Source organism: Streptomyces sp. NPDC007162 (assembly GCF_040634175.1).
Lineage (GTDB): Bacteria > Actinomycetota > Actinomycetes > Streptomycetales > Streptomycetaceae > Streptomyces.
Genome location: NZ_JBEYFC010000355.1, coordinates 1 through 9,776, shown reverse-complemented (window position 1 = coordinate 9,776; position 9,776 = coordinate 1). Strand labels below are relative to the sequence as shown.

Genomic DNA, 9,776 nt, shown 5'->3' with positions numbered 1-9,776 from the left:
GCAGTCGATGTCGACGCGGCCCTCTTCGACGGTCTTGCCGGCGTCCCGGCTCTCCAGCAGGCCGAGTTCCTCGCGGTCACGGACGAGCAGGTCGGCCACCCGGCGGAGCAGGGCGGCGCGCTCGGCCACGGGGGTGCGGGGCCAGTCGCCGGTGTCGAAGGCGCGGCGGGCGGCGGCCACCGCCGACTCCGCGTCCTTCTCGTCCCCTTCGGCGACCACGGCGAAGGGCAGGCCGTCCGCGGGGTCGATGATCTCACGTGTCGCGCCGGAGGCGGCTTCCAGCCACTCGCCTCCGACCTGGATGGTCGCTCGTGCGGTTCTGTCCGCCATGATCGGTATTGCCTTCCGTTCCTGGTCAGTACCCCTGTGTGACCTTGAGGTCACACTCGGGGACCGTCACCGCCTGCCCTCGGACTCGGATTGCATGCGCAATCGGTGGCCGAAAGTGCGCTGCATCACGGAACAGCCGGACAAAGCGGGTCGAAACGGTTGCCGAACGGGCTCGGCCTCAAGCCTTGGCGCCGGTCGGCTCGCCGTGGGAAGCGTGCCGGGGGCGGGTCTTGGTCGAGATCTGGCCGACGAGTTCCCAGAAGCACACCAGGGCGGTGACCGGCGGGATCCCGAAAATCACTAAGGACAACAGGGCGTGGGAGGAGTGGCTGACACAGAGCGCCACGGCCATGAGGGAGGCCGCCAGCACCACGCACCAGGACCGCCGCGCGCTCCGCCGCTGGGCGGTGGCCCGCAGCACGGACAGCGCCGCCACGAACCAGGGGCCGTACACCGTCAGCGGCCAGTACAGCGCGAGCCGTACGGGCAGCACGGACGAGGCGATGCCGCGCAGCTGCCCGTAGGAGTAGCAGACCGACCACGCCAGCATGAGGACCGCGCACGCGGAGACCGCCACGATCAGCAGCGTGATGTGGGTCAGGCGGCGGCCGCCGTCCAGCAGGTGGGACTCCTGGCGGAGCCGGCGGCGGCTGGACCTGCGCGGGGCCGGGACGTCCAGCAGAGTGGTGGCCGCACTCACACCGGCCGGTGCGGACAGTATCTGGGCCAGTTCCTCGACCGGGTCCCAGTCGTTCGGGGCGACATCGGGTTCCGGGGCGACCCAGGCGTGGTCGTAGAGACCGGTGTGCTCATAGAGACCGGTGTGCTCATAGAGACCGGGGTGGTCGTACAGGCCGGGGTGATCATAGAGACCCGTGTTGTCGTAGAGGCCGGTTTCGTGCTGAATCCCGTCCATCTGATAAACCTCCACACCCTGCTTCAGGCCGCCCCGTACAGATCTGCCATGGTCCGCCGATATTCATTTTCCATCGCGTTGATTCTCTTCAGGAAATCATCGAGCAGGTCCGAGCATGAGGTGATATCCATACTGCTGGGCCAGCGGAGTACGGTGGTCGGTTGATCTTCGGCGATGCGCCAGTCCAATCGCGTCACGGTCACCTAACGACCGGTGTAGGGAACGGGGTTTGGGGCGTTCGGGGGAATTCGCGTCACCCGGAAGAGAACCTATTGAATACCTGGAGCGCCACAATTGGGAAATTGTGAATATGCGGGCGGTTACATTCCGTGAAATGCGGAGAGGGGCTCAGTCGGTCGAGGGGTTGGCGTCACAGACCGTGTCCGGCGGGCAGAACCAGTCGACCGCCGTCGTCAGATAGGCAAGCTCGTCGTCGCCGCCCCCGGCCTCGGGGCCGTACGAGGCGATGGCGTAGACCTTGCCGTCCTGTCCGACGAACCGTTCGTCGACGACGTGCCAGGTGCCGAGGTCCGGCTCCCCGCTGATCGTGTCGGCCAGGTACTCGAGACGGGAGCCGGTGAAGCGGCCGTCGTCGAGGGTGGTCAGCGCGAGCTCCTGGAAACCGCGCGGCTTGGGGGTCTGGTCGGAGAGGTAGAGATCGAAGGAGGCGGCCGGGGTGGGTTCGGCGACCTGGTAGACCTGCAGCCGGTGCTTGCGGTCGGGACTGCGGTAGCTGACCACGGCGAAGCCGTACGAGGAGGCCACGGTGGAGCGCGTCCAGCCCTCGGGGGTGGCGATCCGGAAGCCCTCGGTGTCCTGGCGCAGCTGGTAGCCCGCGGGGGGTGCGGAGGCCGACGGGGAGGCGGACTTCGTGGGCGGTCCGGAGGTCCGGGTGGGGGGCGCCGAGCTCTTCGGGGTGACGGAGGCGGCGGCCGCGGCGGGCTTGTCGCCGCCCCCCTTGCCGACCACCAGCGTCAGCACCAGGCTCACGGCCACACCCACGACGGCGGCCCCCACGACCACGGCCCACACCACCCGCCGCCCGGCCCCCCGGGAACCCCCGACCGGAGGCCTGGGAGGTATCGGCGCAGCGTGCGGCCGCCCGGCCGCCCCGGACAGAGGCGACCGGGCAGGGGCGCCGGCGAGGGGCGGCGGCGTGGGGACGGCGGCGGCGGGTGGCAGGGCGGCCGTGTCGGCGGTGGGTGGCCAGGTGGGCGTGTGGGCGGCGGGCGGCCAGGCGGGTGTGTCAGGGGCAGGTGACCATGCTGCGGGCAACTGCTTTGGGGCGCCTGCGGCGGACGGCAGGGCGGGCGTGTCGGCGGCGGGCGGCCAGGCAGGCGGGGCGGCGGGCGGCGGTGGCTGTGCAGAGCTGTCGGCCGCAGGCGGCAGGGCGGGGGTGTCCGCCGTGGGTGGCCAGGTGGGTGTGGGTGGTGTCGGGGGCTGGGCGGGGGACGGCTCGGCTGCTGTCCCACCCGGCGGGGGTATCTGTTCCGTCGGTGCCGCGGGCTGGGGGTGGGTCGGCGCGGATGTCGGATTCGGGGACTGGGAGGTGGTGGTCGACCAGGGGTCGGTGGGGCCCGTCCACCACTCCTGGGGGCCTGCCGGTGTGGGCGGTGGCGGTGGCGTCGGTGGTGGGGTGGCCGGTGTCGCGGTGGGGTGCGCGACATCCTCCCAGCGTTGTTCGGCCTCGTTCCAGTGACCTGTTCCCCCGTCGCTCATCTCGCCCTCTCACATCCCCAGCAGCCCGGCCAGGGCGCCCGCCGAGGCCAGCACGCCCAGCAGGGCCTGGGAGTCGGCGAGGAGTTCACGCAGGCGCTCCCGGCGCGTCGGCCCCGCCTGCCCCGTGCTGGTGATCTCGTCCTCGGTCTCGGCGAGCGCCGTACCCAGCGCCGCCGTCTGCTCGGTGCCCCGCACCCGTGCGAGGTCGGCGCGCAACTCCCGTACCGCGGCCAGGAGTTCCTCGTCGGTCTGGGTGCCACCGGACCCGTGGTGGTGGCTCTCGGCGTGCGCGTGACTGCCGATGGCGAACGTGCTCCCGGACACGTTGCCCATGCTGACCTGCGGCTCTTCACTGGCCATTGGCGTCGGCCCCCTTCTGCTGCGAGACGCTGGACGCGGTGGCGTGGCTGCCCACCGCGAACGTGGAGTTCTCGACGCGGCCGATGCTCACGTCGTTGCTGACATTGACGATCTTCTGGACGAACTCGCCGGTCTCGTAACCGGCGTCGGCGAGCGCGGCCCGCACCCCGTGCGCCACCCGGTCCTGGATGCTGCGCAGGTACCGGACGACGTCCATCTCCTGGAAGTGGGATCCGACGTCCACCGCGCCCAGTTCGCGCACGGACAACGCAGGCCCCTCGGGCAGCGCGCCCGCGTGGCCGCCGGTCAGCAGCCGCCAGACGTACACCGCTCCCCGGCCGAGCTGGGCGAGGGAACGGCCCACGGAGCCGGGGATCCGCACGGCCGCGGCGGCGGACTTGCCGAGCCAGTTGTTGTTCCGGAACCGGTGGGCCGTACGGTCGGCGTTCTTGAACTCCGCGCGGACCGGCGTCAGTACGTGCGGGGCGACCTCCAGTACGAGCATCCGGCCCTGGGTGTGGACGCGCACGAACACCGTGACGACCACTTCCTCCTCCCAGCCGCCGACGCGGATGCGCAGGAAGTGCCGGCGCTTCTCGGCGCCCTCCTCGACGGCCCGCGCCCGGTGCTCCTCGAAGGCCTGCGCGGTGTACGGCGCCTGGTCCCGGCTGCGCAGCCCCTCGGCAGGCAGGAACACGCACTCGTCGATCTCCAGCTGGCGCAGCCGGTCGCGGGCGCCGGGTCCGGCGTACTCGGCGGGGATGCGCAGCTGTTCGAGCAGCGGGCGGACCCGCTCCAGGATCGCGCGGTTGCCGAGCGGCTGCCGCTCCTTCTTCAGCTCGTCCCGCTTCAGTTCGACGGCGAGCACCCAGGTGCTGTAGGCGGCGCCGGCCCCGCAGAACGGGTCGGCCTCGTTGTAGATGATCAGCGGCGCGTCCTGTTCGAGCCGGATGCGCTGCTTGAGCCGCTGGAAGCGCGGGTTCTCCGCCTTCTCGGCCGGGTCGTTCGCCGCGTCCGGGAAGCGCTCCGGGGAGAGTTCGGCGGCCAGTACCCGGGTGAACCGGGTGCGCTGGGCGTGCTCGCACAGCGCGATACCGGCGAGCACCGCGAGGGCGAGCCAGGCGTGCCAGGGCTTCACCAGCCCGCCGATGTCGCTGGCGCCCGGGACGAGCAGGTCGCCCCAGCCGGGGGATCCGGAGGAGCCGGAGTAGCCGTCGTACGAGTTGTCGTACGAGCCGTAGGGCGACGAGCCGCTGTCCGAGCCGCCCCCGAAGGCGACGACGAGGGTCAGGACCAGGGCGACGGTGAAGAACACCCGGCCCCACCAGCGGACCAGGAAGGCCGCGATCAACCGGTACATCGTGGGCACCACGGTGAGCCCGTCGATCCAGGGGGCGACGGCGAGGGCGATGCTGGGCACCAGGAAGAGCCGAGCAGCCAGCCGCTGAGCGGCATCCCGACCGCCCACAGTCCGAAGATCGCGGCGGCCCAGGCCAGTTCCTGGCGGCGGGCGCGCAGCGCGTGGGCGAGGACGCGGGCCGCGTCGAAGCCGAGCGAGGGGGCCGCGATCCGCTGTTCGTTGAGGTGGAGTTCCTCGATGACCCGGTCCCGGTAACCGGCGTCCAGATAGGTGCCCGCGCACAGCAGCCGGGTCGCCTCGCTGGCGTACGGCGGTGTGGGCGGCAGGGCGGGCGGCGCCCCGGCGGGCGCTCCCGGATGCGGCTGTTGTGGCACGTAAGCAGTGCTCACGCGATCCCCCGATGCGTGTGAAATGCGTTGTCAGACGTCGTGTTGACAGACCATCAGCATAGAGGGACGACCGTGACCGGCGATACGCATTTCACCGAGGCCACCGCTGGTCAGCAGTCGGCCGGCGGTTCTCCCCGACGCACGCGCCGGTCAGCAGCTCCCGTACGCGGCCGCACAGCCAGGCGCGCGGACCGGGTCGACGGCGCGGCGGGGATGCCAGGCCGGTGCGACGGCGATCGGCGGCAGCGGGAGCGGCACCTCGAGGGTGACCAGTCCGAGCGCGCCGGCCAACGGCACGCTCCAGGAGCTGATCAGGCCGATCAGAGTGGTCCCGCGCCCTGCCCGCCACCCCGACCTCCGTCACCGTCGTCAAGGACGCGGCCGGCAGGTATTTCGCCTCCTTCGTCATCGACACCGACCCCGCCGCCGACCGGGCACGGATGCCCGCAACCGACCGCACCATCGGCATCGACCTCGGCCTCACCCACTTCGCCGTCCTGTCCGACGGCACGAAGATCGACTCCCCGCGCTTCCTGCGACGCGCGGAGCTGATCTCCGAGAACCAAGGGATCGCGGTGGAGGACCTGTCGGTTGTGGGACTGGCCCGTACGCGCCTGGCCAAGTCCGTGCACGACGCCGGATGGGCATCGTTCCTCAGCATGCTGGAATACAAGGCTTCCCGGTACGGCCGTGTCCTGGTCAAGATCGGCCGGTTCGAGCCGACCTCCCAGACCTGCTCCACCTGCGGTGGCGTGGACGGGCCCAAACCCCTGAACGTGCGGGAATGGACCTGTCGTGCCTGCGGCACCGTCCACGACCGGGACCACAACGCCGCGATCAACGTGAAGACGGCCGCCGGACCGGCGGTATCGGCCTGTGGAGCGCCGGTAAGACCAGGAGCGATCCCGGCACAGCGCGAAGAAACAGGAAGCCACGCACTCCCGACCGGAAACCGTGCCGCGTAGTGGCACGGCAACGATCGAGAAGGCCACAATCCTCGGGCTTCAACCCGAAGAGCAAGTCAACTCAACGCCGTGCAGCCGCCGCCGCGGCAGGCCGTGGTCGCGCTGTGCCGGGTCGCGGGCCTGGCCGCGCCCTGCGACCGCGCTTGACCGTCGGCCGGGCACCGAGGAGTACGAGGGCGAACCGACGCTCCCCTGGTGGGACCGCCCCGAGCCGGAACCCGCTCCGCACCCGCACGGGCGGCTGCTGCTCCTGGCGATCGTGCTGTTGCTCGTGCTGCTCCTCGTGGCGGTCGCCGCAGTCGTGGTTCTCGGGTGACCTGAGGCTGCTGTGACCTGGGAGGTCACGACCGGATGACCGGTGTGTCGATGTGTTGACAAACCGGCGGACAGATCACCGTGTCACCGCGCGACCGGGCTAACGTGTCCGATCGGGGCGGGTCGGGGGCCCGCTGGACGGTACGCGGGTCGGCGTGCGACGGGTGCGCGTCGGCGGACCGGTGCTTCTGTGCGCCCCCTGCCCAGGGACCGGGTTCCGGAGCCGCCGTGGTCCGGTGGGTAGCCAGACGGGGACAGAGGACCGGGGGAAGAGGGGGAGCAATGCCTCGTTGGAAAGCCCTGCCGGATGAACTCGATCCGCAGGTCAAGGAGTTCACGACCCAGCTGCGGCGGCTCGTGGACCGCGGCGGGCTGAGCGTCGCGGCGCTGTCCGACCGCACGGGCTACAGCAGGACGTCCTGGGAGCGGTACCTGGGCGGCCGGCTGCTGGCACCCAAGGGCGCGATCGTCGCGCTCGCCGAGGTCACCGGTACCGACCCCGTCCACCTGACCACCATGTGGGAGCTGGCCGAGCGGGCCTGGAGCCGTTCGGAGATGCGGCACGACATGACCATGGAGGCGATCCGCATCTCCCAGGCGCGGGCCGCGCTGGGCGAGTTCGGGGCGCCGCCGGCCACGTCCGGCCCCGCTGCCGGGACCAAGGCGCCGCGGCGCGCGGGCGGCGCCGTCGCGATGTCGGGAATCGCCGGGCCCGCGGGGGTCTCGCCCACCATCCCGCCCCAGCCGGGGGCCCCCGACGCCGACCGCCGCGACCAGGAGGGGACGGGAGCGCGGGGACCGGCCGCGCCCCGGGGGCCGGTGCCGCCGGCGGACGACCGGCGCCGACGGCTGACGATGTTCCTCGCCGGGGTCGTCGGGGTGGCCGTGGTCATCGCCGGCGTCCTCTTCCTCACCGGCACCGGCGGCGAGGGGAAGAAGAACCAGGGCACGGGGACCTCCGCCACCCCGTCGGCGACCGTCGGCACCGGCCTGCCGGCCGGGGTGAAGTGCGCGGGCGCCGGCTGCACCGGCAAGGACGCGGAGGCCATGGGGTGCAGCGGTGACCTCGCGACCACCGTGAAGACCCTCGCGGTCGGCGCGACCACCCTGGAGGTCCGGTACAGCAGGACCTGCGGTGCCGCCTGGGGCCGTATCACCGGGGCCGCCCGGGGAGACTCGGTCCGGGTCACCGCCGGTACGGCCACCGAGCGCGGCGACATCACGGCCACCGGCGACACCATCGCGTACACGCCGATGGTGGCGGTGCGGGACGCGACGGCGGCGAAGGCCTGCGCCACGCTGGCGTCGGGGCGGACGGCGTGCACCCCGTAGAAAAACCCCGGCGTCCGGGAATGCCGCGCCGATTCCCGGGCACGCGAACCGTAACCCCCACGGGAGTCCGGTCACCGGCACCCCCGATCGGCGGCCGACCTGTCCCACCCTCTCCCGGGCAGGCGGCCGCCTCTTTCGTTGTGGGGGGAGCCACACCCACCCCTCCACGTCCGGCATCCGCGATGCGCGATAGCCTGACCGGTGGATCTCTTGATACCAAGAGATCGATCATCTGTACGTCCGCACCCCAGGGCACCCAGGGCAAGGACGCCCACCGCCAGCTGTCATACGGAGAACGCCATGACCCGCACTCCCGTGAACGTCACCGTCACCGGCGCGGCCGGCCAGATCGGTTACGCCCTGCTCTTCCGCATCGCCTCCGGCCAGCTGCTCGGCGCGGACGTGCCGGTCCGGCTCCGCCTCCTGGAGATCACCCCGGCGCTCAAGGCCGCCGAGGGCACCGCCATGGAGCTCGACGACTGCGCCTTCCCCCTCCTCCAGGGCATCGACATCAGCGACGACCCGAACGTCGCGTTCGACGGCGCCAACGTCGCCCTCCTCGTCGGCGCCCGCCCCCGCACCAAGGGCATGGAGCGCGGTGACCTCCTGGAGGCCAACGGCGGCATCTTCAAGCCGCAGGGCAAGGCCATCAACGACCACGCCGCGGACGACATCAAGGTCCTCGTCGTCGGCAACCCGGCCAACACCAACGCGCTGATCGCGCAGGCCGCCGCGCCGGACGTACCGGCCGAGCGCTTCACCGCGATGACCCGCCTCGACCACAACCGCGCGCTGACCCAGCTCGCGAAGAAGACGGGCACCACGGTCGCCGACATCAAGCGGCTGACCATCTGGGGCAACCACTCCGCCACCCAGTACCCCGACATCTTCCACGCCACGGTCGCCGGCAAGAACGCCGCCGAGGTCGTGAACGACGAGAAGTGGCTGGCCGAGGACTTCATCCCGACCGTCGCCAAGCGCGGCGCGGCCATCATCGAGGCCCGTGGCGCGTCCTCCGCGGCCTCCGCCGCCAACGCCGCCATCGACCACGTCCACACCTGGGTCAACGGCACCGCCGACGGCGACTGGACCTCCATGGGCATCCCGTCCGACGGCTCCTACGGCGTCCCGGAGGGCCTGATCTCCTCCTTCCCGGTCACCACCAAGGACGGCACGTACGAGATCGTCCAGGGCCTGGAGATCAGCGAGTTCTCCCGCGCCCGCATCGACGCGTCGGTGCAGGAGCTGGCGGAGGAGCGCGAGGCGGTCCGCGCCCTCGGCCTCATCTGAGCCCCCGCACTCCGCGGGCCCCGATCCGGTTTCGTCCGGGCCGGGGCCCGTTCCCGTTCCGGCCGCCACCGCCGAAAGCGGCCCCTCGACGTCCGCGCTCGCAGCGGCCGTCGACTCCTTCCGTCCCACCGGCGCCCGGTGTTCACGCGTGCTGCCCCGGAGCGTCCGGTCCGCGCGGGGGAGCGGCAGGCGGTCCGGGGACGGGTCGTCGTCGGCGAAAACATGGTGGGCGGCCTCCGGGCGCCGCGTGAACGAGCCCTCGGGCCCCCGGCCGCACACGGGGTGGTCTGGTACGCACAACTCGACGACGCCGGAGGGGCCGTAGCGCTGCCAGGAGGACTTGCTGTACGCGGTCCGGGCGCCCAGTGCGACCAGACTGAGTCCGGTGTCGTCCTTGAGGAGCCGCAGGTGCTCCACGAAGTGCCGCACCTCCGGCGGCAGCCCCTGGGGCAGCGGCTGCCAGCCGCCCATCACGCACCTCCACGGCTTGCCTCGTCGCCAGTTCGTTGCCCGTCCGAAGCGGGTGACGACGGTGGGCGTCCCGACGGTTCCCGCAGGCTGTCGCAGTGCGGACGGCCCGCGGCGGAACCGTCACCTCTGTGCCACAGCCGGCCGCCGGGCGGTGAAAGCCCCCGCGGTCTCAGCCACCGTGGCGGCCCGGCGTCACCAGTCCCGTCTCGTACGCCACCACCACCGCCTGGGCCCGGCTGCCCAGGTCGAGCTTGGTCATGGTGCGGTTGAGGTGGGTCTTCACGGTCGCCTCGCTGATGTAGAGCCGGTCGGCGATCTCCAGGTTGGAC

10 protein-coding genes and 2 pseudogenes are annotated in these 9,776 nt (G+C 71.9%); 3 read left to right on the top strand and 9 right to left on the bottom strand.

Translation table 11 applies throughout. The features are described 5' to 3' along the window. The 7 genes and pseudogenes from ABZ646_RS31965 to ABZ646_RS31935 form a co-directional block, all read right to left on the bottom strand. Positions 1-330: aldehyde dehydrogenase family protein (locus tag ABZ646_RS31965; protein ID WP_360526550.1), on the bottom strand; the 330-nt coding region annotated here is incomplete at its 3' end. A 178-nt stretch (positions 331-508) separates the two neighbouring features. Beyond that, positions 509-1,246: a DUF2637 domain-containing protein gene (locus ABZ646_RS31960; RefSeq protein WP_360526547.1), complete on the bottom strand. Its 738-nt coding sequence runs from the start codon at positions 1,244-1,246 to the stop codon at positions 509-511. 23 nt (positions 1,247-1,269) lie between these two features. Continuing rightward, positions 1,270-1,434, bottom strand: coding sequence for a hypothetical protein (locus ABZ646_RS31955; protein ID WP_360526544.1), 165 nt, complete (start codon positions 1,432-1,434; stop codon positions 1,270-1,272). A 160-nt stretch (positions 1,435-1,594) separates the two neighbouring features. Continuing rightward, a complete protein-coding gene (locus ABZ646_RS31950) occupies positions 1,595-2,269 on the bottom strand; it encodes a hypothetical protein (RefSeq protein WP_360526541.1) in 675 nt (224 codons plus the stop codon). Between the two features lie 705 nt (positions 2,270-2,974). Further along, complete coding sequence (locus ABZ646_RS31945) at positions 2,975-3,325, bottom strand: hypothetical protein (protein WP_360526538.1); 351 nt, start codon at positions 3,323-3,325, stop codon at positions 2,975-2,977. Beyond that, positions 3,315-5,074: pseudogene (locus ABZ646_RS31940) on the bottom strand (hypothetical protein). The gene ABZ646_RS31945 and the pseudogene ABZ646_RS31940 overlap by 11 nt, the downstream one beginning before the upstream one ends. 150 nt (positions 5,075-5,224) lie before the next feature. Beyond that, positions 5,225-5,371 (bottom strand): hypothetical protein, encoded by a 147-nt coding sequence (locus ABZ646_RS31935; protein WP_360526535.1) that lies wholly within the window; start codon positions 5,369-5,371, stop codon positions 5,225-5,227. Between the two features lie 143 nt (positions 5,372-5,514). On the opposite strand from ABZ646_RS31935, the gene ABZ646_RS31930 reads away from it, so the two are divergent. The 3 genes from ABZ646_RS31930 (at position 5,515) to ABZ646_RS31920 (ending at position 8,976) form a co-directional block, all read left to right on the top strand. Next, a complete protein-coding gene (locus ABZ646_RS31930; protein WP_360526532.1) occupies positions 5,515-6,039 on the top strand; it encodes an RNA-guided endonuclease TnpB family protein in 525 nt (174 codons plus the stop codon). A gap of 597 nt (positions 6,040-6,636) precedes the next feature. Further along, entirely contained in the window at positions 6,637-7,686 is a 1,050-nt protein-coding gene (locus ABZ646_RS31925) for a DUF2690 domain-containing protein (RefSeq protein ID WP_360526529.1), read from the top strand. Positions 7,687-7,986: 300 nt separating this feature from the next. Next, a complete protein-coding gene (locus ABZ646_RS31920; protein ID WP_360526526.1) occupies positions 7,987-8,976 on the top strand; it encodes a malate dehydrogenase in 990 nt (329 codons plus the stop codon). Positions 8,977-9,297: 321 nt separating this feature from the next. Here ABZ646_RS31920 and ABZ646_RS31915 read toward each other — a convergent pair. Both ABZ646_RS31915 and ABZ646_RS31910 read right to left on the bottom strand, forming a co-directional pair. Further along, positions 9,298-9,447: pseudogene (locus tag ABZ646_RS31915) on the bottom strand (XRE family transcriptional regulator); the annotation flags it as partial. A gap of 169 nt (positions 9,448-9,616) precedes the next feature. After that, positions 9,617-9,776 (bottom strand): LuxR C-terminal-related transcriptional regulator (locus ABZ646_RS31910; RefSeq protein ID WP_360526553.1); only part of this gene is annotated, 160 nt, incomplete at its 5' end.

What these genes read in the sequence shown, in the direction of transcription:
- ABZ646_RS31960 (WP_360526547.1), bottom strand. Translation starts at nt 1,246, where the DNA reads ATGGACGGGATTCAGCACGAAACCGGCCTCTACGACAACACGGGTCTC.
- ABZ646_RS31945 (WP_360526538.1), bottom strand. Translation starts at nt 3,325, where the DNA reads ATGGCCAGTGAAGAGCCGCAGGTCAGCATGGGCAACGTGTCCGGGAGC.
- ABZ646_RS31930 (WP_360526532.1), top strand. Translation starts at nt 5,515, where the DNA reads ATGCCCGCAACCGACCGCACCATCGGCATCGACCTCGGCCTCACCCAC.
- ABZ646_RS31925 (WP_360526529.1), top strand. Translation starts at nt 6,637, where the DNA reads ATGCCTCGTTGGAAAGCCCTGCCGGATGAACTCGATCCGCAGGTCAAG.
- ABZ646_RS31920 (WP_360526526.1), top strand. Translation starts at nt 7,987, where the DNA reads ATGACCCGCACTCCCGTGAACGTCACCGTCACCGGCGCGGCCGGCCAG.